The sequence below is a fragment of the Sphingopyxis sp. 10G20-10 genome, assembly GCF_057365075.1.
The window spans coordinates 1,782,665-1,808,016 of the sequence record NZ_CP195117.1 but is presented as its reverse complement, the minus strand read 5'-3'; the positions used below and the strand labels follow the sequence as shown (position 1 = coordinate 1,808,016).

The window sequence follows — 25,352 nt, the reverse complement described above, 5'->3', positions numbered from 1 at the left end:
CAAGATATGTGGGTCGATTGACCACTTTGTTCGCGACAGCATTGCTGGTTGCGGCACCGATGGCGGCTGCCCAGACGATATCCAATACGGCCTCCGCCGAATGGACGTTGGACGGCCAGTCCATGTCCTCGCTTTCCAACCGCGTTGACGTGACAATTCTTCCGCCTTCGCCGCAACAGCCAGGCATAACCACCTATCGTTTGACCGATGGCAACGGAACGCGCTCTGAACCCGTTGTGCCGACGCAATGCCAAACGAATAGCGGCCCGATATTCATCAAGCCCTCAGGCGCTTTTGCCGGTTTGCCGACCACACCGGCTTCTTTGCAGGCGACGGACAGCTTTCATGCAGGTGAAGTTCTGGTTGTGGGTGTCAACCTACCCTCAGCCAACACCGATCCTTTGGCTCGCGACACGCTCGACGTGACGCTGGAGCTGGAAAATGGGGATCGCGAACAAATCACACTAAGCGAAACAGCGGTCAGTAGCGGCGAATTCATCGGTATTATCAATACCATCGGGGTTCCGCCTGCGATTGTGCAGGGCGATTGCCGTCTGTCGGTGACACCTGGCTCGTCCATTTCCATGCGCGTGTCGGATTCGTCCGATGCCTCGCTGTCGGCGATTGCCCGCATCGATTTTCTGGTCGACCCCTATGGCGTGGTCTTTGACAGCGGCGACGGATCGGCTGTTCCGGGAAGCCGGGTGACGCTAATCAACAACGGAACGGGCCAGCCCGCGCAGGTTTTTGGCGACGACGGCGTGTCCAGCTATCCGGCCTCGGTCCTCACCGGCCAATCGGTCACCGACAGCTCCGGCATGACCTATAATTTTCCGCCCGGCGAATATCGATTCCCGTTCGTCGCGCCCGGAACCTATCGTCTGGTTGTCGAGCCACCCGATCCCTATGTCGCCCCATCAAAAGCCAGCCCCGCGGATCTCGCGGGATTCAAGCGCCCCGACGACGGGCTGCCTTTTGATATATCGCGCGCCAGCTATGGGGATCCCTTCACGCTCAGCAGCCCCGCACCGGTGCGAATTGATATCCCGGTCGACCAACCGGGCGTCCCCCTTGTGCTGCGCAAGACAAGTTCGACCCAATTGGCAGCGCCGGGTGACGTCATCCAGTACCGAATAGAGATCAACAACCGCGACGCCCTGCGCAATACCGGCGCTGTGACGGTGCACGACGTGTTGCCGCGCGGATTACGGCTTCGCAGCGACACGGTGCGCCTCGACGGCGTGCGCGTTGACCCCATAGTGGCATCCGATGGACGCGATTTCAGCGTTACCGTGCCACCTGTGGCGCCGTCACGCACGGTTTTGCTCACCTATCTGGCCGAAGTGCTGGTCTCAGCCGAGCCGGGTAGTGTGCTCAATCGCGCTACAGCGACCGATAACCGCGGAACCATCAGCAATGTTGCCGAAGCCACGGTTGCCATCCGCCGCGACATTTTGGGCGACCGGATGACCATTATCGGCCGGATTACAGAGGGCGGCTGCGCGGTTGATCCCGGAAAATCGGCAGGAATCGCAAATGTCCGCGTCATGCTTCAGGATGGCAGCTATACCGTCACCGACCGCGACGGGCGCTATCATTTTGAGGGCGTTCGCCCCGGCACCCATGTCGTTCAGATTGACCCATCGACGCTACCGATCGACCGCGCGCCGATCGATTGTGCCCGCTCGACCCGCAGCGCCGGAAGCGCCATCTCACGCTTTGTCGAAGGTCGTGGCGGATCGCTGAAACGCGCTGATTTCCGTGCCAAAGCTGTCACACCGCGCAAATCCAACGCCACCGAAACAATCGAGCGTCCAGCGCCGCTCAGCGATCCCGATGCCGCTGGCGCCAACCGTGACTGGACCGAGGGCCAGACCCCCGGCACCGGCTGGGTCTTCCCTGCCATCGACCATAACCCGCGATCCAAGGCGATCCGCGTCGCGATCAAACATCTTCCCGGTCAGGCGGTCTCGCTGAGCGCCAATGGCAGCGTGGTCGACCCACTAACCTATGAAGGCGTGCGCAAATCCGCTGATAGTCAGGTTCAAGTGGCCGTTTGGCGTGGGGTTGAGATCCGCGAGGGCAGCAACCAGCTGGTAGCGCAGATCAAGGATGCCAATGGCGTTGTCGTCGAAACACTGCAACGCAGCGTCCATTATTCGATTACGCCGATGCGCGCGGTGCTGCTCAAGGACAAATCGGTGCTTATCGCCGATGGCGTTACGCGTCCAGTTCTGGCGGTTCGCCTCACCGATCGTGAGGGCAAGCCGATCAAACAGGGCCTGACCGGCGACTTCTCGGTCCCCGCCCCCTATTATCCCGCGGTCGAGGCCGATGCGCAGCAGGCGCGGCAACTGGCCGGACTCGAACGCGCCCGCCCGGTCTGGAAGATCGAAGGCGACGATGGCATTGCCTATATCGAGCTGGAGCCAACAACGGCGTCGGGCACGCTTAGTATCGATTTCAACTTTCGCGATGACAAGATTGAACGGAGCCAAACGATCGAAACATGGCTCGATCCCGGCGATCGTCCGTGGACGGTAGTAGGTTTTGCCGCAGGAACGCTGGGTTACAATACGCTTGATGACCGGATGGAGCCGATTGCCGAGACGCTCGACGACCTGAACGCTGACGCCCGCCTGTCGCTATATGCCAAGGGCCGGATCACCGGCAAATGGCTGATGACCATGTCCTATGACAGCGACGAGGAAAAGGATGACGCGCGGTTTGGCGGCGTGATTGACCCGCGCGCCTATTACACCATCTATGCCGACCGTAACGAGACGCGCTATGACGCGGCATCGGTGCGCAAACTTTATCTGCGCCTTGAACGCCCGCAATTTTATGCGCTGTTCGGCGATTTCGAGACCGGGATTTCCGAACCGCAGCTTGCCCGCTATCAGCGCGCTTTGAACGGCGGCAAAGCCGAATATCGTGGTCGCAAGGTTGCTGCGACGGCCTTTGTTGCCAACACCCCCTATCGCTTTCGCCGCGAAGAAATTCAGGGCAATGGCTTGACTGGCCCTTATTTGCTGGGCGCGCGCAACATTCTGCCGAATAGCGAGCGGATCACCATCGAAACGCGCGACCGGTTGCATAGTGAGCAGATCGTCAACACGGTCACGCTAACCCGCCACATCGACTATGACATCGATTATTCGACCGGCAGCCTGCGCTTCAGCAGTCCGGTGCTTAGCCGCTCGCCGAACCTCGACCCGCAGTTCATCATTGCGGAATATGAAGTCGATGGCGTCGGCGAGCGCGTTCTTAACGCGGGCGGACGTGTCAGCTTCCAAACCGAAAACGAGAAATTGCGCGTCGGGGCGACCGCGATCCACGATGAAGATACGCTGACCAAGACCAACTTGGGAGGCGTCGATCTGCGCTATCGCCCCAGCGTCGATACCGAAGTGCGCGCCGAATTCGCCGTCAGCGATACCAATGCCAAGGCAGGAACCCCTGCGGCCGCGGGTTCGGCCAAAGCGTGGCTCATCGAAGCCGAGCATCACAGCGCCAAATTTGATCTCCTCGCCTATGTTCGTGAGCGGGAATCGGGCTTTGGCGTCGGGCAACTCAATCGCGGCGAAGACGGAACACGCAAAATTGGCGTCGATGCGCGGCTGCGCGCCACCCGCACCCTGTCGCTGACCGGCAGCGCGTGGCAGGAAGATTATCTCGACGTCGATGCACGCCGCCGCGCCGCCCGCATATTGGCGGAATATGACAATGGTACCACAGTCGCGCGCGCCGGACTGACCCATGCCGACGATCAGCTCAGCGACGGCAGCACCAATGTATCAAATATTGTCCAGTTGGGCGCGACGCAGCGCCTGTTTGAAAAGCGGCTCGAACTTGATGCCCAAACCGAATTTGCGCTTGGCGGCAAAGATGCCAGCGTCGATTTCCCAACGCGCCATCGCCTCAGCGCACGTTTTGCCGTTACCAACGACGTCAATTTGATCGGCAGCTATGAAATTGCAGACGGTGACACCATCAAGGCGCGCACGGCACGCGTCGGCTTTGATGTTGCACCTTGGGCTGGCGCACATTTGCTGGCGACGGCCAATCAGCAAGACATCAGCGAATATGGACCGCGCAGCTTTGCCGCCTATGGCTTGTCGCAATCGCTTCATCTCGGCAAAAAATGGTCGGTCGACTTATCTGTCGATGGCAACCGCACTATCGGCGGCATCCGTGCCAGCGACGTACTCAATGTCGATCAACCTGTCGCATCGGGCGGATTTCTCGGCAATGCGGGCACGCTGACCGAAGATTTCGTCGCGCTGAGTACCGGCGCGACCTATCGCACCGACCGCTGGACCATCACTGGACGCGGCGAATATCGCGATGGCGAGCTTGCGAACCGCTTTGCCCTGACGCTGGGCAGCCTCCGCCAACTGGGTGAAGGAGAGGCGTTGGGCGCGTTGTTCACCTGGACCAAGGCGAATGGCAGCAAGACCGCGCCCGACACCGAAACCCTTCGCTTTGAAATGAGCTGGGCGCACCGTCCCGCCGAATCGCGCGTCTCTTGGCTCAACAAGACCGAATTTCGATCCGACAAGGTGCGCGATGCGGTGGCGGGCCTGCCCGGCCCCATTGGCGGCCCCGCCCTCACCATCGATGGAGATGCCACTAGTCGGCGTTTTCTCAACAGCCTGTCGGTCAATTGGACGCCGCTTGGCAATCGCCAGGCCGATGATAGGTCGTCGGTCAGCGACCGCAGATGGCTCGAACGTGGCGAATTCGGATTTTTCTGGGGCACCCGCTATAATTTCGACCGCTTTGGCGCCTATGACGTCAAAGGCTGGTCGAACCTGTTGGGCGCCGATTTCCGCTTTAACCTCGATGAACATGTCGATGTCGGCGCGTCGGGTACGGTGCGTATCGGCACCGATGCCGACACAGTCAGCTGGGCTGGCGGCCCGACAGTAACAGCTGTCCCGTTCAAAAACGCTAATGTTACAATCGGTTATAACTTCGCTGGCTTCCATGACCGCGATTTTGAAGCGAACCGCTACTCGCGATCAGGCGCCTATGTCACCTTCAAGCTGAAGTTTGACCAAACCAGTTTTGCTGGATTGGGGCTGTAGGGATTTCCGTCACTTCATTCGTCACCCTGAACTTGATTCAGCATGACGACTAAAAGAAGGGCCGATAATCAGTCTGCGAAAAGAAGCACCGGCGTTTCGACGAGTTTCTTCATCGCCTGAACATAGCTTGCGGCATCCCAGCCATCGACAACGCGATGATCGCAACTGATCGACAGATTCATCAATTTGGCGCGGCGGATATCGTCGCCGTCAAACACAGGGCGCTCGACAATCTTGTTCGGGCCGATGATTGCAACTTCGGGGCGATTAATGACCGGCGTCGTCGCGATTCCACCCAACGGGCCGAGCGATGTGATGGTCAGGGTCGAGCCTGACAGTTCATCGGTCTTCGCCTTTCCGGTGCGAGCAGCGTCCGCCAAGCGAATGATTTCACTCGCCAATTGCCAGACGTTCATATTCTGCGCGTCGCGAATGACGGGGACCATCAGGCCGGCATCGGTCTGTGTTGCCATACCCAGATGCACCGCGCCGTGGCGCGTCACAACACCGGCTTCATCGTCATAGCGGGCGTTGATCATCGGAAATTGCGGGATCGTCCGACAGATTGCGACGATCAAAAAGGGCAGCATCGTTAGCTTCGGACGGTTGCCGCGATTGGCATTCAAATCGGCGCGCATCTCCTCCAGCGCCGTCACGTCCATTTCTTCGACATAGGTGAAATGCGGGATAGCGCGCTTTGAGGCGGCCATATTTTCGGCAATGCGGCGGCGCATACCGATAACCTTGATCGGCTCGTCGGCGCGCGCGCGGTCTGCATGGGGGGATTGATAACCCTGCCCCGCATTGTAACGCAGATAGGCGTCCAGATCGGCGTGGCGAACCCGGTCGCCATCGCAGTGCACCTGTCCCAGATCAACACCGAGGTCGCGGGCGCGAGCGCGAACCGCGGGCGACGCCAAAACCTTAACACCACTTGCAGCAGCCGGAGCGGGCGCAGGCACACTTACCGGAACAGGAGCGGGCTTTTCTGCTGCCGGCTCGGCCTTGGCGGGTACAGGATCGTGGTTTTTTTCTTCCTTGGCCGCCGGAGCCGGAGCCGGAGCAGGCTTTTCTGATTCCGTATCCTTGGGCTCTTCGCCGACTTCCGCATCGGTCTCGATCACCGCAAGCGTCGACCCGATGGGGATCAGGTCGCCCACTTCGCCTGCGAGTTCGACAACCACGCCCGAAACCGGCGATTCCATCTCGACCGTTGCCTTGTCGGTCATCATGTCGGCAAGCTGGGCGTCTTCTTCGACGCGCTCGCCAATTTTGACGTGCCAGGTGACGATTTCGGCCTCGGCAATGCCTTCGCCAATGTCGGGAAGCCGGAATGAATAGCGGGCCATAGCGGTCAGTCCTTCATAATCTTGTAAAGTGCCGTCGCAATGCGGATGGGGCCGGGGAAATAGGCCCATTCCAAACTGTGCGGATAGGGCGTATCAAAGCCGGTGACGCGCTCGACCGGTGCTTCGAGATGATAGAAACATCGTTCCTGCACCAGTGCCGCGAGTTCGGCACCAAAGCCCGACGTCCGTGTGGCTTCATGGATAATCAGACAACGGCCTGTCTTTTTCACCGAGGCTTCAATCGCCTCTATGTCCAAAGGCAAAAGCGTCCGTAAATCAATGACCTCTGCGTCGATGCCCAATTCCTCGACAACCGTCTTGGCGACATGAACCATCGTCCCATAAACAAGGACCGTGACTGTTTCGCCTTCGCGCACGGTCGCCGCCTTGCCGAGGTCTACGCGATAATAATCCTCTGGAACAGCGCTGACGGCATGTTTGGACCAGGGCTCGACCGGACGATCATAATAGCCGCTGAAGGGGCCGTTGTAGATCCGCTTGGGTTCAAGGAACACGACCGGATCATTGTCCTCGATAGCCGCGATCAACAGGCCCTTGGCATCATAAGGATTGGACGGGATCACCGTCTTGACCCCCGATATGTGTGTCATGATGCTCTCGGGCGACTGGCTGTGCGTCTGCCCGCCAAAAATACCGCCGCCGAAGGGCGTCCGAATTGTCATCGGACTGATGAAATCATTGGCCGAACGATAGCGCAGCCGCGCCGCTTCGCTCACCAGTTGGTCCAGACCCGGATAGATATAGTCGGCAAACTGGATTTCGGGCACCGGTCGCAGGCCATAGGCACCCATGCCCACCGCTACCCCGATAATGCCGCATTCATTGATCGGCGTGTCAAACACGCGCGTCTTGCCATACTTTTTCTGCAAGCCAGCGGTGGCGCGGAACACACCGCCGAAATAGCCGACATCCTCGCCCATCACGACGACATTGGAATCGCGGGCCAGCATGATGTCCATCGCGCTGTTGATCGCTTCGATCATATTCATGGTCTTGGTACCGTCCGCCATTATTCGGGCCTCCAATCGGGGCCAAATTTGGCTTCCTGCTCGGCCATCATTTGCGCGCTCTGTTCTTTGAGATGCCAGGGCATTTCCTCAAACACATCTTCGAACATGGTTTCAAAGGGCTGGTGCATCCCATGCCCCAAAATACCCAATTTTTCAGACTGCCTCTGCATCGACTTGACTAAATCTTCTAGTTCTTTGCGGAGCGCTTCGTGCCGATCGCCATCCCATTCGCCCAAAACTTCCAGGTGCTGGCGCAACCGGTCGATCGGGTCGCCAAACGGCCAGGCCGCCCCCTCCTGCGCAGGGCGATAGGCGCTAGGATCATCCGAGGTGCTATGCCCTTCTGACCGATAGGTGAAATGTTCGATCAGCGTCGGCCCATTATTGGTACGCGCGCGGTCAGCGGCCCATTGCGTCGCGGCAAACACGGCCAGCGCGTCGTTACCGTCAACCCGCAAACCGGCAATACCATAGCCGATGGCCCGTGCGGCAAAGGTCGTTCGCTCACTTCCCGCAAAGCCAGAGAAGGACGAGATTGCCCACTGATTGTTGACGATATTGAAAATAACCGGCGCATTATAAACAGCGGCAAAGGTCAGGGCCGAATGAAAATCGCCCTCCGCCGACGAACCTTCGCCGCACCACACGCTGGAAATCCGAGAATCGCCCTTGGATGCAGAGGCCATCGCCCAGCCCACCGCTTGCGGATATTGCGTCGCCAGATTGCCCGAGACACTGAAAAAGCCATGTTCCGGGGCCGAATACATGATCGGCAGTTGCCGTCCCATCAGATGGTCGCCGCGGTTCGAGTAAATCTGGTTCATCATATTGATCAGCGGATATTCGCGTGCAATCAAAATGCCTTGCTGGCGATAGCTGGGGAAACACATGTCGGCGCGGTCGAGCGCCATGGTGGCCCCAACCGAGGTTGCCTCTTCACCGGTGCATTTCATGTAAAAGCTGGTCTTGCCCTGACGCTGGGCGCGGAACATGCGATCATCGAATGCCCGCACCAACATCATATAGCGCAGCATCGCACGTATGCGATCGGCAGACAGATTCGGATTCCATGCCCCCTTGGCGGTCCCGTCAAAATCAAGCACGCGCACAAGACCATAAGCGAGCTCGCGCATCTCATCGGGTTTGCTCGCTTCGCCCGGACGCGAGGATGCGTCGACGGAAGGCACAACAATGTCGCTGAAGTCCGGCGCATCGCCGGGGCGATAGCGCGGTTCGGGAACGTGCAGCGCCAATGGCGGCAAATTACTCGCCGGTCGCCGGTGCGTATCAGGCATGGCCTCATCCCTTCGTGACGCGACTCACCGCGCCGTTAGTTATATTTCACAGTTGCGACATATTATTTCAGCCGCGCCGCTTATGCAATGGCCTGCTTCAAACCGCGACGGGAGCCGCAATATGCGCTTGTGGAGCATAGTCTTCGACAGCGAAATCATCGAATTGATAGTCGAATATGCTGTCAGGTCGTCGGTAGATCAGCAACCGCGGCGCACCGCCTGCTGTCCGCTCCAACTGTGTCTGAACCAGTTCCCCATGGTTCAGGTAAAGATGAACATCACCGCCGGTCCAGACCAGCTCATGTGCATGAAGATCGCACTGCTGGGCAATCATGCGGGTTAGCAGGGCAGCCTCAAAGACGTTAAACGCAAAACCCAGACCCAGATCGCACGACCGCTGAAACAACAGACACGACAGTCCACCGTCGGACCGGACGTGGAATTGATAGGTCATATGACAGGGCGGTAGCGCCATCTGGTCAAGATCGGCCACATTCCATCCGGTAAAGATATGCCGCCGCGACCCCGGATTGTTACGCAGCGAATCGATCAGCGCCGCAATCTGGTTGTGGCCATCGGCAGCGCGGCGATACAGCCCCTCCCCTGCAGTCTCATAGCGCGGCCAATTGACCCATTGATGGCCATAGACCGGACCAAGGTTGCCCCATTGTGCGGCAAATTCCGGGTTTTCGATCAGCTTGTCTTCAAATTCACGGGCCTCGATAGCGTCGCCGGTTTCGCGCCGATAGCGAGCGAGGGGCCAGTCGGTCCAGATATGAACGCCTTGCGCCACCAAAGGTCGTATGTTGGTGTTACCGGTCAGGAACCACAGCAGCTCGCGCACTGCTGTTTTCCAGTAAACTCGTTTGGTCGTGAGCAGCGGAATGGCATCGTCGGCGAGCGAAAAGCGCATCGTTTCGCCAAAAAGGGAACGCGTCCCGACCCCTGTGCGATCAACACGCTCGTCGCCTTCCGCCCAGATGCGACGCATCAAGTCCAGATATTGCTGCTCATAATGGATGGAATCGGACAAGAATCGCTCCTGCAATCAGGCCTCTTTGCTAGGCGGAAGCGCGGTCAGCGACAAGGGCTGTGCCAGCTTCTCACCATTGCGGAGGCAACATCGCTTGGCAGTCATCGCGGCGCGTTCATTGTGACGTCATGACGACCCTCGTTTCTCCACTCAGCACAGCAAGGCCCGGAGATCAGTCGGGCTTTGTCCAACTGTCTGTCGAAGATCAGTTCGTTCAAAACCTCATCCGCCCACTCTTCCCGGCACATGAGGAGATGGTCGTCATTGCCGGCTTTGACCAAGCGCTTCGCCTGAAACAATTGATCGAAATTGCTACAGGCACCGCCAAAAGCTGCCAGATAAACCCACGGCATTGGCAAAGCCTTCTTTCAGGACGGCATATTTCGCACGCCATTCTCGTCCACAATCATCCATCAGGCATTGCCCGCCCCAGTCAAGCAGACATACATCTGACCCGCGAAGCCGCGGCCCATTTGCAATTCTTCGCCATCAATCTAACGGACCACCTGATCCTCGTAACTACTGGTCATTTCAGCTTTGTCCGGGCCGGATTGCTTTAGCGATGATTGGCGCTTGAAGTTCCGTGTCTCCACGTCTAGAGGACCGCCCTGCCTTCGCGGTGACCCACGGGTCGCGTGGCGCACGGTCGGGGAGTAGCTCAGCCTGGTAGAGCACTGTCTTCGGGAGGCAGGGGCCGGAGGTTCGAATCCTCTCTCCCCGACCAGTTTTTTCATTATCAAGTTCTTGTAACCGTAGCGCGGTCGTCCTAGATTGCTGTTAGCTGCCTTGGTTTTCCCCTTACCATTGCAGCTAGCATCCTGCGCTTTTGCGCGGGTGCGTCCTCCCTGGACCCTGGCCACCTCGTGTCTTCAAGCGCGAGGTGGTTTTTTTATTCGGCAGCCATGTTGGCCAATTGACCGTCTGACCGATCTGCCGATGCAACGATAATAAGCTTGGAAAACCACTCGGATAGCCGATCGACACTGGCAGGCTGAGCGGATCCGTCAGCCTGTAAATATAGGCTGCGGTCAATCTCTATCTGGATGGCATGAATCGCCTTGTCGGGACGTCCGTGGGACCGCGTGATATGACCGCCCGCATAGGGCTGATTGCGACCCACTGCCACGCCCAGTTGCTCCGCCATCGCCAATATCGGTTCGATCAGCCACTCCGCAGCCGATCCTCCAAAATGGTCCCCCACAATAATTTTTGCGCCGTGGCCAGGCTGACCGACCGGAATCGGCGGCATACTGTGCAGGTCAATCAGGATGGCCCGTCCGAACCGCGCGTGAGTCCGATCCAGCGCCTCGGCCAAGGCGGCATGATAGGGACGGTGAAAATTATTGAGCCTCCAGTTCATCGCCTCGACGGTAATCGGGCGCCGCCACAATGGCCCGGTATTGAACAGCCGAGTGGGAATAACACCCAAGCCTGCCCGCTCCTTACGGCCCGGTGCGGTGAAATGGTGCCGCAGGGATAAATCCACCTCTCCGGGTGCCATTTGTCCCTCTGCCCGATTGCAATCGGCGACCGCACGCGCCCACAAGGCTTGAACTAGCGTGGCCCCCACTTGCGTTGCCGATCTGGCGATCTGGTCACACCAGGCATCTTCCAACCGTTCGAGATCCCGCTTTGCAACTCGGGCAGCAGACAGAATTTCGGGGGGATAAACGCGCCCGGCATGGGGCACCGAAACGACAATGGGCAACGGATTTTCCCTTGGATGGATGACGTCGATTGCGGGAAACAAAGATGCTCGATCTGGCATTACCAAGCGGTGCCAAATAACAACGCGTAAATCCAGTGCGGCGTCAATTTGTTAAGCATGTCGGGTTACAACGCGTTATCAATAGACTGGCAATGCGGGCCAGAAGAGACATAATCGATCGACCAAGGGGTAAGCTGGACCATGATTCGCATTTTGCTGGCCGAGGATGATGACGTAATGCGCGAGTATCTGACGCGTGCGTTGAACAGTGCCGGCTATGAGGTCACGGCGGTTGATCGCGGCACAGAAGCGGTGCCTTATCTCGATTCGGGTGTGTTTGACCTCCTTTTATCCGACATCGTCATGCCAGAAATGGACGGCATCGAGCTCGCCCAGCATTGCGCCAAAGTGGCCCCGCAAACACAGGTGATGTTCATCACCGGATTCGCCGCCGTATCGCTCCGCGCCGAGGCGAATGTCCCGCAAGCCAAATTATTGTCAAAGCCCTTTCACCTGAAAGATCTGGTGCGCGAAGTCGACAATCTGTTCGATCAGGCCGACAAAAGCAGCCAACGATAAGCTTTGGATGACGCGAAGGGCTTGCCAGCCCGCGAAAGGCCCTTTAAGGGCGCGTCACCCGATACGTGTGGGCGTGTAGCTCAGTGGTAGAGCACTGTGTTGACATCGCAGGGGTCGCAAGTTCAATCCTTGCCACGCCCACCATTTTCTTCTCACACCCCGACCATGTCAGGCCATGCCGCGCGCCAGATCTCCGCGGGAGGCATCGCCAATCTGTGACCCGCCATCGCAATCGAGAATCGTGCCGGTGATATAGGCCGCAGCAGGCGAACTCAGGAACACCGCGCAGTCGGCAACCTCGTCGATCTTTCCCCACCGCTTCATCGCGATACGGTCATAATGCGATTGCCGTGCCGCAGCGTCGGGCGCCAGGCGCTTCATCCCCTCGGTGTCGGCAATTGGCCCTGGCGAAATACCATTCACCCGCACATCTGGCCCCCATTCGAGCGCGAGAACACGAATCAACTGGTTGATACCAGCCTTGGCCGCGCAGGCGTGGGCTTGAAGCGCCGATGCGTTGATGGCCTGTCCCGCCGTAATGGCGATCAGCGATGCATTGGGCTGCAACAGATCATGGCATCCGCGAAAGACGTTGAAGGTGCCATTGAGGTCAATATCCACCACGGTGCGAAAGGCATTGGCGGACATCCCCAACGCCGGGGCCAGAAAATTCCCCGCCGCGCCGGACACAACAATATCAAGGGCACCGAGGTTCTCGACGACCTGCTCCATCACGCCGCGGATCGCGTCAAAATCGCGCACATCACCCGAAAGACCGATGGCGTCATGGCCTATCTCAGCGGCGGCACGCGCCGCTTTTTCCGGGTCGCGACCGGCAACCGCCACCTCGGCGCCCAACGCGGCAAAGCGTTTGGCGATCCCCAGATTAATCCCGCTGGTGCCGCCCGCCACAAAGGCTGTTTTTCCAGCGAGCAAATTGTCACGAAATGTTGTCATCGGGCATCCCTTTGTTGTGAATAACTATGGCTAGACCAGAAGCCGGGATTCGCAAAGCAACCGCGCAAGGGGTTGACGGCGGCGCTGCGCTCGCCTTTTGCAGGGGCAACGCTCTCAACCGAAAGAAATGTCATGGCCCGGTCCGGTCCCACCTCCAACAGCTTCATATCGCAGCGGCTCAAGCTACATTATGCCGACTGGGGCAATGAAGAGGCACCGCCACTCTTGCTGATTCATGGCGGGCGCGACCATTGCCGTAGCTGGGACTGGGTGGCCGAGCGCCTGTGTGACCGTTACCATGTGATTGCTGTCGACCTGCGCGGCCATGGCGACAGCGCCTGGTCACCCGATGGCAATTATGAGATGAGCGCCTTTGTCTATGATCTGGCGCAGCTCATTCACCAACTTGACCTTGCCCCGGCAACGATCGTCGCCCATTCGATGGGCGGCAACATTGCGACCCGCTATGCCGGCCTTTACCCCGACAATGTCCGCAAACTCGTGTCTATCGAAGGGCTGGGCCCCTCACCCGCCGTACTGGAAAAACGCGCCGAGAAGAGCTTGGCCGACCATTTTCGCAAATGGATTGAGGACAAGCGCGAAGCGGCGGGCCGGACACCCAAACGCTATTCGTCGCTCGACGATGCCCTACAGCGGATGATGGCGGAAAATAGCTATCTGACTCCCGAACAAGCCCGCCACCTGACCGTACAGGGCATCAATCGCAATGAAGACGGCAGCTGGAGCTGGAAGTTCGACAATTATCTGAACATCTGGGCTGTTTTCGACATGCCGCAGGAGGATCTGCACCACATCTGGAGCAGCATCACCTGTCCCACCCTCTTGCTCTATGGTGCCGACAGCTGGGCCTCAAACCCCGAAAAGGACGGGCGCATCAAGCATTTCCAAAGCGCCGAAGTGGTCGAATTTGAAGACGCCGGCCACTGGCTTCATCACGACCAGTTCGACCGGTTCATGTCCACGTTAGTCGAATTCCTGTAGTCTGCCCGCAACTCGTGCAAGTCGCACGCATTGATGGACAAACATGGGATATACAGGACAGCTATCGACTACTAAGCGCGCCATAGCAGGAGGTGCCACGCTGTTTGCGGCGGTGCTGGTCGGCATTACCTTGGTCAGCGGCCTTGATCTGCGCGTCATAAAAGAGGTCAGCGATGCGATTTCGGCAGTGGCCATCCGCGCGCCCGAACCGCAGCCTGATCCGCCGAAACCCGTGCCCGTGCCCGACAAGGCCGCCGGAGCCGCCTCCCCAGCCAATCGCCACGCCAAAGCTGCGCCGGTCCTCGCACCCAAGCCCAAATATAATTCTCCCAAACCGCCTACCATCGCTGCGGCACCCAAGCCGGGAACAGGCAGTGAAAGCTCCGCTGGCGCAGCGCCTGTTGACGGCCCCGGGTCGGACGCGGGCGGTGCTGGCAATGGATCAGGTGCGGGCGGCAGCAAAGCCGTCTGGCGGAGCGGAGAAATCCGCAACCGCGACTACCCAAAGTCCGCAAGCCGCGCTAAGATTGGTGGTGTGGTGGAAACCCGCTTCACCATCCAGCCCAGTGGCCGCGTTACCGGATGCTATGTGTCACGATCTAGCGGCGATGCCTCACTCGACGCCACAACCTGCCGCCTGATCGAACAACGATTTCGATTTAAGCCCGCCACCAATGCAACCGGCAAGCCCATCGCCAGCGATTATGGCTGGCGACAGACATGGTGGTTAGAACGGAGGCGCTAGAGAAGCAGCCCGATCAGGAGTCCGTTGCTCCCGACTGGTTTGGTCCCCTTCCCCCACGGACGAAGGCTTGGAAAACGACCCAGGCAAAACCGAACACGCCGACACTGAACACGATATCGCCCGGAACCCGCGCCCAGACCAGCGCCTGCATCACCGGACTATGGATAAACTCGGCTGAACGGGCGAAAGAATAGCCTTGTTCGACGCTGACATAAGTTTGCAATATACCCTGCGGCAACAGCGACAGAAATGTCATCATCGCCAGTCCGATATTGAGCGACCAGAAGGATGTTTTGAGCCATTTCTGGTTCCAGTGCGCGATGTCGGTCAGACCGCGCATGCAATAGAGGGTCAGGCCCAGACCCAGCATCCCGTAAACACCAAACAAAGCGGCATGGCCGTGGTTGGCGGTCAGGTTCAGACCCTGCATATAATAGAGCGCGATCGGTGGATTGATCAAAAAGCCGAACAGTCCGGCGCCGACCAAATTCCAGAACAGTACGGCAGCAAAGAACATGAACGGCCAGTGATAATTGCGTTCCCACTCTGCCACACGCTCCACTTTATACCTTGTATAGGCTTCGAATCCGACGACGAGCAGCGGCACCACTTCCAGCGCCGAAATCATCGCACCCACCGCGATGACAGACGTCGGCGTCCCGCTGAAATAGAGATGATGGAACGTCCCCAACACGCCGCCGAACAAAAAAATGATTGTTGCGAACAACACCATCACCGTCGCCGTCGATGTCCGCAAGATCCCCATACGGACGAACAACAAGGATATGATCGCGGTCGCAAAGACCTCGAAAATTCCCTCGACCCACAGGTGGACGACCCACCAGCGCCAATATTCCATGATCGAGATATGGGTGTGCTGCCCCCACATCAGCCCCGCCGCATAAAGCAGGCCGATGGAGATGGCTGACACGAGCACCAGATAGATGAGCGATTTTCCACCCTTCTCCTGCAGCACCGGCCACAAGCCGCGCACCACAAGGCAAACCCACAGGAACAGGCCGACGGTCAGATAAATCTGCCAGAAACGACCGAGATCGACATATTCATAGCCCTGATGACCGAACCAGAAATTGGCCGTCAGACTGTCGAACAACCGATGAACTGCCGCCCACTGGCCAATAAAGGACCCGACCACGATGATCAGCAAGCTGATAAACAGGAAATTGACCCCGAAGCGTTGAAATTTGGGGTCTCGCCCGCCCAGCATCGGGGCAACATACAATCCTGTCGCCAGCCACGCCGTCGCGATCCAAAGTACCGCCAGTTGCGTGTGCCAAGTGCGCGTCACCGCATAGGGCAGATATTCGGCAAAGGGCAGGCCATAAAGCCCCTGCCCCTCGACCGCATAATGCGCCGTGACGATGCCGAGCAGGACCTGCCCGACAAACATGGCACAGACGACCCATAAATATTTGGCGGTCGCCCGCATAGAAGGCGTGATGACGGCGCTGTCCAATATGTCAGCACGCGCCATGCCCTCTTCGGGCAGAATATGTTCACGCCAGACGTCAAATTGCTTGGCATAATAGGCGATGAGCGCGCCCGCCGCCGCGAGCAGCAGAATGACCGACGCGATGCTCCACAGCAAAATGCCCGTCGTCGGAACATTGCCGACCAGCGGCTCATGCGGCCAATTGCTGGTGTAAGTGATGGTCTTTCCCGGGCGATTAGTCGTCGCGGCCCACGCCGTCCAGAAATAGAAGGATGACAACTGCTTTGCTTCTGCCGATGTCAGCAGACCGTGGACAGGAAAAGCATAATCGCGGCGTAAGGCAAGCGATGCCTCGTCAGTGCCCTCGTACAGCCGTTCATAATGTGCGGACACCCGCTTGATAGCCTGTGCGCGGGCGTCACTAACACGGATCGTTCCATTCGCCGGATCAAATGTGTTGGTGCGCATTTCTTCTTGCAACGAGGCCTGATTCGCCGCAGCTTGCTGTGTTGATGACTGGCCTCCAACCGGCTCTGCAGGCATTTCCGCCAGCAATGTTTCGGCCTCGCGGTGGAGCCAGTCCGCGCTCCAGTCCGGGGCCAAATAGCTGCCATGCCCCCAGATTGACCCTTGTTCCATTCCGCCAATAGATTGCCAGACATTCTGCCCCGTCTCGATGTCGTGACGCGTGAACAGGGTTTCCCCTGACTCCGAAATCACCTTGTCGGGCATCGGTGGTTTCTGCTGGTAAATTTCGGCACCCAGCAGCAGCAAGATACCGAACATGACGATCATACCCGCCGTCAAAATCATCCACAGCCGCCGGATGCTGAATGTCTGTTCATAGGTCTGCATGTTAGGCCCCCCTTTTTGTCAAAACAGTCCGTGACTGCCGCCAACAGCGCCAACAAGTGTGACAACGCTAAGCAACAGCAGAATTTGGTGCATCCGCAGCATACTTGCGAAATGCCGGGCAGGAGTCGCTGAATGCTCAAGTTTTCGATGCATGAAAATGGGTTCGATCAGGAACAGCATCACCGCGAAAATGGCCCACAGACACACCATAGCGTGCATCCACCAATAGGCTGGATCGGCAAACCGGCTCCACAAATCAGCGCGCCAACACATCCACAGACCGCTGCCCCCTGTGAGCAACACCCATATGCGCGCTTGCCAAGCGAAACGTGATTCAAATTGCTGGAATCCTGCCAACCGCGCTTCGCTCGGCTCGTTTGTGTTCAGCATGGGCATGACGACCAATGTCACAAAGCCCACTCCGCCAATCCAGAACAAGACCGCCAGCACATGGACCACTCGGGCCAGAGCATAGTCATCCATCGGACGACACCCTCACTACTTGCCCATCACAGATCATCGTCGTCGTCCAACAAAACACGATTGGCGGCCCCGTCCAGATCATCATACTGGCCGCTTCGCATGGCCCAGAAAAAACCTGTGAGACCAAGGGCGCCAAGGCCGAGCGCAACTGGAATGAGAAGGGCAAGTCCGTTCACCGCATCACACCTCTTCCCGATAGCGCGCCAGCCGCAGCGAATTGCCGACGACGATCAGTGAGCTGGCTGACATCGCAATAGCTGCAATCAAAGGCGTGACGAATCCGGCAACCGCCAAAGGAATGGCCAGCAGATTATATCCCACCGCCAGCGCGAAATTCTGACGCACGACCTTCAAGGTTCGCCGCGCCACCGCGACTGCCATCCCAACCGGCATCAACCTGTCCCCGATAAAGACAGCATCAGCGGCTTGCTGACTGACGTCGCTGGCACTGCTGGGCGCGATAGAGGCGTGGGCAGCCGCCAAGGCAGGGCCATCATTGATGCCATCGCCCACCATCAGCACGTGCCGACCCTTTGCTGCCAGGTCGGCCAACCTGTCCAGTTTGTCGGACGGCGATAAATTGCCAAGCCCTGTCATCCCGACTTTCTCGCCAGCGGCGTCCACCGCCACAGTTCGATCTCCAGACAAGATGGACGCACAAAGACCCAGGCTATTCAGGCGCGCAACCGTCTCGCGTACATCGGGACGCAGCGGATCATCGAAATAGAGCGGCAGCAGCGTTTTGCCGATCCGCAAACTGGTTGAAAGCACTCCGTCGTTCGCATCGCCGCGCACCAAGGCGACGGCCTCCCCCTGCCAGCGAGCGCGGACGCCCTTACCTGCTATTTCCTCAACATCATCAAGGTCGGTTGACACAATTTTGCGCTCACGCAGCGCTGCCGCAAGGCCCCGACTGAGCGGGTGACGGCTGGATTGGGCCAGCGCCAGGGCAATCGCCGCCTGTTTGTCGTCGAGCCTATCCAGACCGATCGGTCGCGGCTCGCCGATGGTCAGCGTCCCTGTTTTGTCGAACACGGCATAGTCCACCTCTGCCAGTCGCTCGAGCGCGCTGCCGTCCTTGATGAGCAGCCCGCGCTTCATCAGGACATTGGCCGCGACGACCTGAGCCGTAGGCACTGCCAAACCCAGCGCACAGGGGCAGGTGATGATGAGCACGGCGACGGCTATCAACAGCGACTGATGCCACCCCGCACCGGCGACCATCCATCCGGCAAAGCTCACCAGCGCCAGCGTATGAACCACCGGCGCATAGGCCTGCGATGCGCGGTCGGCGATACGGACATAGCGCGATCGGGATTGCCCCGCCTCTTCCATCAAGCTGGCGATTTCAGCTATGATCGTATCCGATCCAACCGCCGTGACGCGCACCTTTATCGGCCGTCCCAAATTGATGGTGCCAGCATGGACAGCATCGCCCTTGCCCACCGTCTGCGGTCGACTTTCCCCCGTCAGCATGGCGTTATCGATCGACGTTTGACCGTCGATAATCACTCCATCGGCGGCCAGCGCTTCACCCGCCGCGACCAGCATGACCATATCCCGACGCACATCTTTTGCCGCGACCCAGACGGTCTGCCCATCACTCTCCCATATCGTGGCCCCCCGCCCCATGCGGCCCAGCAAGGCTCCGATGCCCGAATGGGCGCGATTGCGCATCATCGCGTCCAAAACGCGCCCCGCCAATAGAAAGAATAACAGCATGACGGCACCGTCAAAATAGGCATGGATGCCGCCGGTGGCTGTCTCATATAGGCTCAGCATCGTTGCCAACAGCACGCCAATCGAAATCGGAACATCCATATTGGTGCGCCGCTGCCGGAGCACTTTCGCCGCCGACATAAAGAAGGGGCGTCCCGAATAGAGGATTACAGGTACCGCGATAAGCGCTGACAGCCAGTGGAAAAGATCGCGCGTTGCGCCTTCTGCCCCCGACCACACACTCACCGACAAGAGCATGACATTCATCATGCCAAATCCGGCCACAGCTAGACAGCGCAGCAGCAATTGCGATTCGGTGCTATCGGGCACCAACGCCAAGCCAGCGGCGGGCTGCGCGTCAAAGCCGATCCGGCTAAACGCCGCAACGATCTGCCGCATATCGAGGTCGGGTGCATGGCTGACCACAACACGCTTTGCGGTGAAATTGACGCGGGCAGACGCTATGCCGGCCTCGGCTATCAAACCGCGTTCAATCTTTCCGATGCATCCCGCGCATCTGATCCCCGGCACCGTAAAGCGGCTGTCCACACAGGCGATGGCTTCCTCGCCCGCCATGGTTGCCGCCAACGTCACCGCAGTTCCTTTTCAGAGCGCCAGATTTTCTCCCCGGCCTGTATCTCCACGCGCAATATCCACCGTCCCGGCGGCAAGGGCATCTTGCTTTCAAAATCACCGTTTTTGGCAGCATCAAAGGTCAGGTCTTGGTCGGGTAAGCGGCCCAGCGGGTGCCGCGCGGTCGCTGACACTATGGCACCAGCGGGAACCCCCTCGGTCAAGACATGCACCTTGCTCTGCCCATCCCGCTTGATGGCGACCGTCCACCCGAGCGCCTTGACCTGCTCCGCCTCGTCCAACCAGCGGTTGAAGTGCTGGCTGGCGACATAGGAATTTTCGACGACCACACCGCCAAAGGTCGAGATAGCAAAACGCGCCATCGTCAGATTGACCGCGATGACGATGCCAAATCCGACGACAAGGATGGTCGCCATATGCCGCCCTGTAAACTCGCGGCTCATGGCGTCTCCTCCGGCGCTGCGAACTGCGTCTCTCCGGTATCGCGCTCCGCCTGTTTGTCGAGCGAGGTCAACAGAAATGCAAAATCCTGAGCCTTTGTCGCGGCAGGCGCGATGACATAGGCGCGGACGGTTTCGGTGGAATCGGCGGCGACCAGAACGGTCAAGGTCCGCGCCGCCTTTTCACGCCCGATATTGTCACTCCACATACGCGCATCAGACAAACCGACCAGCGCGATGCACATCTGTCGCGGGCGATTTTCCATGTTGCGAAGCTTGAGCGTGTAGGAATTGCGCACCGACCCGTCACTCATCAGCATGAAAGGCGGATTGCGATCTGGCGCGACTGAAATATCGGTATGGGTGCGCGCGCCGAGAACGAACAACAGCGCCAGTCCGATCGCGCTCCACCCGCCCAGATAGACCAAGGTACGCGGGCGCAGCACCGTTTTCCATACCGGCTGCGGCGCCTCACCCGCCGCTTCGCGTTCGCAGTCTTCCAGCGTCGCATAATCGATCAGGCCTCGGGGGCGACCGACCTCGCCCATCACCCGGTCACAGGCATCAATACACAGTGCGCAGGTGATGCAGCCAATCTGTGGCCCTTCGCGAATATCAATGCCGGTGGGGCAAACCGCCACGCACTGCAGGCAATCGATACAATCGCCAAAGCTGCCCGGATCCTTCTCGGCCTTTTTGATGTTGCCGCGGGGTTCCCCGCGCCAGTCCTTATAAGTGACGATCAGCGATTTTTCGTCGAGCATCGCCGACTGGATGCGCGGCCAGGGACACATGTAGATGCAGACTTGCTCACGCAGGAAGCCCCCCAGCGTGAAGGTGGTCAGCGTCAAGATCGCTACTGTAATATAGGCTGCGGGCGCCGCTTGCCACGACCAGAAGTCGCGCACCAATGTTGGCGCGTCGGCGAAATAGAGAATCCATGCGCCGCCGGTCCAGAAGCTGATGAACAAATAGATTGACCATTTGAACGATCGTTTGGCGATCTTTTTCGGCCCCCATGGCGCGCGCGCCAGCTTTGCTTGCGCGTTGCGGTCTCCATCGACGAAGCGGTCGACATGCTGGAACAGGTCGGTCCACACCGTTTGCGGGCAGGCATAGCCGCACCACGCGCGCCCGACCGCGCTGGTCACCAGAAACAAGCCGATACCGGCCATAATCAACAGGCCGGCAACATAATAAAATTCGTGCGGCCAGATTTCGATACCGAACATATAGAAACGGCGATGGGCCAGATCGACGAGTACAGCCTGATCCGGCGCATATTCCCCGCGGTCCCACCTGAGCCATGGGGTGATATAATAGATACCCAGCGTGACGAACATCACCAACCATTTGAAACGGCGGAACGCACCATCAATCGCCTGCGGGAAAACCCCGCGGCGTTTCTCGAACAATTCCTGAGTCAGTTCCCGCGACGACGGATCGGACGCGCGCATCTTACCGGCGGCGTCAGATTGGGGTCGGGTCGGCTCCTTAAGGTTGGTCATCGACGTCGACCGCCGGGTCTGCGGCGACCTCCACAAAATCTTCGCCGCCGCCCAGAGAATGAACATAGGCCGCAAGCATCTTGATGGTCACAGGATTCAACCGCCCGCCCCACGCCGGCATTACACCATGGCGCGGGTTGGCAACTTGCCGTCTAATGTCGTCGACGCCCGATCCATAAAGCCAGATCGCATCACCCAGATCAGGCGCGCCAAACTGCCGCTCTCCGCGTCCGCCTGCGCCGTGACAAACCGCACAGTTATCAGCAAAAAGTTGCGCTCCTGTCGCACTATCCTTGGCTTTTCCCGACAGGGCAAGGACATGCGTGGCGATCTGATTGATCTGGCCGCTGTCCAATATCTGATCGCGACCGAATGCGGGCATCAGGCTCATCCGTGTTTCGGACTCGCCCGGCTGTCTGATGCCGTGAATAATCGTATATTCGATGGCTTTCAGATCGCCGCCCCACAGCCAGTCGTCATCGTTGAGGTTGGGATAACCCTTGGACCCTGCTGCGCCCGAACCATGGCATTGGACGCAATTCACTTTGAACGCCGCCCGTCCACCAGCTACGGCCGCCCGCATCAGCTCTTCATTTTCAGGAAGTCGCTCGATCGGCACCCGCGCCAGAGCGGCAAAGAGCGGTGCCTTGCGCGACCCTTCCTCGGCAATTTCATCGGCAAGCTGGCCCCGACTTGTCCAGCCCAGCACCCCCTCGGTGCCGCGCTCGACGAGCGGCCATGCGGGGTAAAGGATGACATAAACCACGGCCCACACAATCGACAGGTACAGGCACCATAACCACCAGCGTGGCATCGGCGTGTCGAGTTCTTCGATCCCGTCCCATTCATGCCCGACGGTTTGGGTGCCGGTTGCTTCATCGAACCGACTGTTCTCGCTGGCTTTATTCGCCATCATCGTCATCCTTGAAGATCAGGGTCGCCGCATCATGGTTGCGGCGGGCGGCACCGGGTCGGAACGGCCACGCAATCAGCACAGCAAACACCCCCATCATCACCAACAACCCCCAGCTGTCGGCGATGTGACGCAGCGATTCATAGAGGGAATGGTCGCTCATCGCCCTTTCTCCGTCGCCAGTTCCTCCTGAGCGGCGGCGCTGTTCACATCGACCAGCGTCCCCAGCATCTGAAGATAGGCGACCAGTGCATCCATCTCGGTCAACCGGTCAGGATTGCCGTCATAGTCGCGGATTTGCGCCTTGGGATAGCGTTTGACCAAGTCATCGGCGTCCATTTCGGGGTCCGCCTGCGCCTTCAGATCATTGACGGCCTGCGCAACGTCGCGATCCGAATAGGGAACGCCAACATCGCGCAGGGCGCGCAACTGCGCCGCCGGGTCGCTGACGTCCAGATCGGTTTTGGCGAGGAAAGAATAAGGCGGCATGATACTTTCGGGCACCACCGACCGGGGATCGATCAGATGCTGGACATGCCATTCATCCGAATAACGCCCACCGACGCGCGCGAGGTCCGGCCCCGTCCGCTTTGACCCCCATTGGAACGGATGGTCATACATCGACTCTGCGGCGAGGCTGTAATGGCCATAGCGTTCCACCTCGTCGCGGAACGGACGGATCATCTGGCTGTGGCAGCTATAGCAACCTTCGCGTACATAAATGTCGCGCCCCGCTTGTTCGAGCGGGGTGTAAGGCCGCATCCCCTTCACTTTCTCGATCGTATTGTCGATCCAGAACAGTGGAGCGATTTCGACAATCCCTCCGATAGCCACTGCAATGAAAGCGAACACACCCAACAGGGTAACGTTGCGCTCAATCTTTCGATGTCCTTCGACGATCTTGCTCATGATATTTCTCTATTCAGCGGACTGAGCGACAAGCGGGCGGTCGGATTCAGGCGAATAGGGTGCGCCACTCATCGGTGCCTCCTGGCGCAACTGGCCCGCGATCGTCTTCCAAACATTAACCACCATGATGACACCGCCGGTCAGATAGAGAAGTCCGCCAAAGGCGCGCATGAAATAGAGCGGTTTGAGCGCGGCGACCGTGTCGGCAAAGGTGTTTACCAAATAGCCGTCAGCCCCATATTCGCGCCACATCAAACCTTGCGTGATGCCGGCGACCCACATCGACGCGGCATAAAAAACGATGCCCAGCGTCGCGAGCCAGAAGTGCCAATTGACCATTCGCAGCGAATAAAGTCGCTGACGCCCCCATAGTCGCGGTGTCAGGAAATAGATGGCGGCAAAGGTAATCATGCCGTTCCACCCCAGCGCTCCGGCATGGACATGACCGATGGTCCAGTCAGTGTAATGCGATAGCGAATTGACGCTCTTGATGCTGAGCATCGGCCCTTCAAAAGTCGCCATGCCGTAAAAGGCCAGTGCGAGGACCATCAGGCGGATAATCGGATCGGTGCGGACCTTGTCCCATGCGCCGTTGAGCGTCATCAGTCCGTTGATCATCCCGCCCCAACTCGGCATCCACAGCACAATCGAAAAAACCATGCCCAGCGTCTGCGCCCAGTCGGGCAGCGCGGTGTAAAGCAGGTGGTGTGGGCCTGCCCATATATAGAGGAAGATCAGCGACCAGAAGTGCAGGATTGACAGCCGATAGCTGTAAATCGGTCGCTGCGCCTGCTTCGGCACAAAATAATACATCATCGCCAGAAACGGCACGGTCAGGAAAAAGGCGACCGCGTTATGCCCGTACCACCACTGCACCAACGCATCCTGAACCCCCGAAAAGGCCGAATAGGACCGAGATCCCAGAAACGACACCGGCACGGCCAGATTGTTGAGGACGTGCAGCATCGCAATAGTGATGATGAACGACAGATAGAACCAGTTGGCGACATAGATATGCGGCTCATTACGCCGCGCCAATGTGCCGACAAAAACGATCAGGTAAGCGATCCAGACAATCGTCAGCCACAGGTCGACATACCATTCAGGCTCGGCATATTCACGCGACTGGGTGACACCGAACAAATAGCCGGTGGCCGCCAGCACCAGAAATAGCTGATAGCCCCAGAAAACGAAGCGCGCGAGCGACGGGAAAGCGAGACGCGTGCGACAGGTGCGTTGAACGACATAAAAACTTGTCGCTATCAGGGCGTTACCGCCAAAGGCAAAGACCACCGCAGAGGTGTGCAGCGGCCTGACCCTCCCGAAATTGAACCAGGGCTCAATATTCAGCGCCGGAACTGCCATCTGCATGGCAATAAACAATCCGGCAGAAAATCCGACGACAGCCCAAAAGACCGTTGCAATGACACCCCAGCGTATAGGCTCGTCATCATATCGCGTCGGGTCGCTCGGCATATGGAGCCGGTCTCGCGCCTTTTGCAGCGGATTATAGCGACTGACGGACAGCCACATCATGCCAAGGCCGACGATGGCGATGATCACCATATGCGCGGCAAAGCCCGTATCTCTCGCGTCCGCAGCGGCAACCATCGCCAGCAAAAACAGCAAAAACCACAAACCGGCACGGGTCAGTGTCGATTCCACGGACGACCTCCTTGTCAAAGCGAA

The 25,352-nt window shown here is 58.7% G+C and carries 21 protein-coding genes and 2 tRNA genes; 7 read left to right on the top strand and 16 right to left on the bottom strand.

Annotation, left to right across the window (positions count from 1 at the left end; genetic code table 11):
• The first annotated feature begins 8 nt into the window (after positions 1–8).
• A complete protein-coding gene (locus tag ACR3XE_RS08855; protein WP_486185655.1) occupies positions 9–5,090 on the top strand; it encodes a hypothetical protein in 5,082 nt (1,693 codons plus the stop codon).
• Between the two features lie 68 nt (positions 5,091–5,158).
• Here ACR3XE_RS08855 and ACR3XE_RS08850 read toward each other — a convergent pair whose 3' ends face one another.
• The 4 genes from ACR3XE_RS08850 to thyA all read right to left on the bottom strand — a co-directional run bounded on the left by ACR3XE_RS08850 (position 5,159) and on the right by thyA (position 9,798).
• Complete coding sequence (locus ACR3XE_RS08850; protein ID WP_473698016.1) at positions 5,159–6,439, bottom strand: dihydrolipoamide acetyltransferase family protein; 1,281 nt, start codon at positions 6,437–6,439, stop codon at positions 5,159–5,161.
• 5 nt (positions 6,440–6,444) lie between these two features.
• Positions 6,445–7,449, bottom strand: coding sequence for an alpha-ketoacid dehydrogenase subunit beta (locus ACR3XE_RS08845; RefSeq protein WP_473700319.1), 1,005 nt, complete (start codon positions 7,447–7,449; stop codon positions 6,445–6,447).
• Between the two features lie 20 nt (positions 7,450–7,469).
• Positions 7,470–8,765, bottom strand: coding sequence for a thiamine pyrophosphate-dependent enzyme (locus ACR3XE_RS08840; protein ID WP_473698017.1), 1,296 nt, complete (start codon positions 8,763–8,765; stop codon positions 7,470–7,472).
• 97 nt (positions 8,766–8,862) lie between these two features.
• Positions 8,863–9,798, bottom strand: a complete 936-nt coding sequence (gene thyA, locus ACR3XE_RS08835; protein WP_473698018.1) for a thymidylate synthase — start codon at positions 9,796–9,798, stop codon at positions 8,863–8,865.
• Positions 9,799–9,926: 128 nt separating this feature from the next.
• On the opposite strand from thyA, the gene ACR3XE_RS08830 reads away from it, so the two are divergent.
• Complete coding sequence (locus ACR3XE_RS08830) at positions 9,927–10,358, top strand: JAB domain-containing protein (RefSeq protein WP_473698019.1); 432 nt, start codon at positions 9,927–9,929, stop codon at positions 10,356–10,358.
• An 87-nt stretch (positions 10,359–10,445) separates the two neighbouring features.
• Positions 10,446–10,522: transfer RNA gene (locus ACR3XE_RS08825), tRNA-Pro, on the top strand.
• Positions 10,523–10,687: 165 nt separating this feature from the next.
• On the opposite strand, the gene ACR3XE_RS08820 is transcribed toward ACR3XE_RS08825, so the two are convergent.
• Positions 10,688–11,506, bottom strand: coding sequence for an N-formylglutamate amidohydrolase (locus tag ACR3XE_RS08820; protein WP_473698020.1), 819 nt, complete (start codon positions 11,504–11,506; stop codon positions 10,688–10,690).
• Positions 11,507–11,707: 201 nt separating this feature from the next.
• Between ACR3XE_RS08820 and cpdR the strand changes: the two genes are divergently transcribed.
• Positions 11,708–12,085 (top strand): cell cycle two-component system response regulator CpdR, encoded by a 378-nt coding sequence (gene cpdR / locus ACR3XE_RS08815; RefSeq protein WP_486185654.1) that lies wholly within the window; start codon positions 11,708–11,710, stop codon positions 12,083–12,085.
• A gap of 69 nt (positions 12,086–12,154) precedes the next feature.
• Positions 12,155–12,229 (top strand) — tRNA-Val (locus tag ACR3XE_RS08810).
• Positions 12,230–12,253: 24 nt separating this feature from the next.
• Here ACR3XE_RS08810 and ACR3XE_RS08805 read toward each other — a convergent pair.
• Entirely contained in the window at positions 12,254–13,042 is a 789-nt protein-coding gene (locus ACR3XE_RS08805) for an SDR family oxidoreductase (RefSeq protein WP_473698022.1), read from the bottom strand.
• A gap of 132 nt (positions 13,043–13,174) precedes the next feature.
• On the opposite strand from ACR3XE_RS08805, the gene ACR3XE_RS08800 reads away from it, so the two are divergent.
• Together ACR3XE_RS08800 and ACR3XE_RS08795 are read left to right on the top strand one after the other, a co-directional pair.
• Complete coding sequence (locus ACR3XE_RS08800; protein WP_473698023.1) at positions 13,175–14,044, top strand: alpha/beta fold hydrolase; 870 nt, start codon at positions 13,175–13,177, stop codon at positions 14,042–14,044.
• A gap of 43 nt (positions 14,045–14,087) precedes the next feature.
• A complete protein-coding gene (locus ACR3XE_RS08795) occupies positions 14,088–14,789 on the top strand; it encodes an energy transducer TonB (protein WP_486185653.1) in 702 nt (233 codons plus the stop codon).
• A gap of 13 nt (positions 14,790–14,802) precedes the next feature.
• Here the strand turns inward: ACR3XE_RS08795 and ACR3XE_RS08790 are convergent, their stop codons facing one another.
• From ACR3XE_RS08790 to ccoN, 10 genes are read right to left on the bottom strand one after another with little or no spacing between them, the layout of a single operon-like run.
• Positions 14,803–17,097: a nitric-oxide reductase large subunit gene (locus ACR3XE_RS08790; protein WP_486185652.1), complete on the bottom strand. Its 2,295-nt coding sequence runs from the start codon at positions 17,095–17,097 to the stop codon at positions 14,803–14,805.
• Between the two features lie 18 nt (positions 17,098–17,115).
• Positions 17,116–17,580 carry a hypothetical protein gene (locus tag ACR3XE_RS08785; protein WP_473698025.1) on the bottom strand — a complete coding sequence of 155 codons (465 nt, stop codon included), beginning with the start codon at positions 17,578–17,580 and terminating at the stop codon, positions 17,116–17,118.
• 26 nt (positions 17,581–17,606) lie between these two features.
• Positions 17,607–17,756, bottom strand: coding sequence for a cbb3-type cytochrome oxidase assembly protein CcoS (gene ccoS / locus ACR3XE_RS08780; protein ID WP_486185651.1), 150 nt, complete (start codon positions 17,754–17,756; stop codon positions 17,607–17,609).
• 4 nt (positions 17,757–17,760) lie between these two features.
• A complete protein-coding gene (locus ACR3XE_RS08775; RefSeq protein WP_473700322.1) occupies positions 17,761–19,875 on the bottom strand; it encodes a heavy metal translocating P-type ATPase in 2,115 nt (704 codons plus the stop codon).
• Between the two features lie 14 nt (positions 19,876–19,889).
• The gene (locus ACR3XE_RS08770; RefSeq protein WP_473698026.1) at positions 19,890–20,336 is read right to left on the bottom strand and encodes a FixH family protein; all 447 of its coding nucleotides are present in this window, start codon (positions 20,334–20,336) and stop codon (positions 19,890–19,892) included.
• Positions 20,333–21,790 (bottom strand): cytochrome c oxidase accessory protein CcoG, encoded by a 1,458-nt coding sequence (gene ccoG, locus ACR3XE_RS08765; protein ID WP_473700323.1) that lies wholly within the window; start codon positions 21,788–21,790, stop codon positions 20,333–20,335. The genes ACR3XE_RS08770 and ccoG overlap by 4 nt, the downstream gene beginning before the upstream one ends.
• A gap of 37 nt (positions 21,791–21,827) precedes the next feature.
• Complete coding sequence (ccoP, locus tag ACR3XE_RS08760) at positions 21,828–22,757, bottom strand: cytochrome-c oxidase, cbb3-type subunit III (protein WP_473698027.1); 930 nt, start codon at positions 22,755–22,757, stop codon at positions 21,828–21,830.
• Entirely contained in the window at positions 22,744–22,917 is a 174-nt protein-coding gene (locus ACR3XE_RS08755) for a cbb3-type cytochrome c oxidase subunit 3 (RefSeq protein ID WP_473698028.1), read from the bottom strand. The genes ccoP and ACR3XE_RS08755 overlap by 14 nt, the downstream gene beginning before the upstream one ends.
• Positions 22,914–23,663: a cytochrome-c oxidase, cbb3-type subunit II gene (gene ccoO / locus ACR3XE_RS08750; RefSeq protein WP_473698029.1), complete on the bottom strand. Its 750-nt coding sequence runs from the start codon at positions 23,661–23,663 to the stop codon at positions 22,914–22,916. The genes ACR3XE_RS08755 and ccoO overlap by 4 nt, the downstream gene beginning before the upstream one ends.
• A 9-nt stretch (positions 23,664–23,672) precedes the next feature.
• Positions 23,673–25,274, bottom strand: coding sequence for a cytochrome-c oxidase, cbb3-type subunit I (ccoN, locus tag ACR3XE_RS08745; protein ID WP_473700324.1), 1,602 nt, complete (start codon positions 25,272–25,274; stop codon positions 23,673–23,675).
• Positions 25,275–25,352 lie beyond the last annotated feature (78 nt).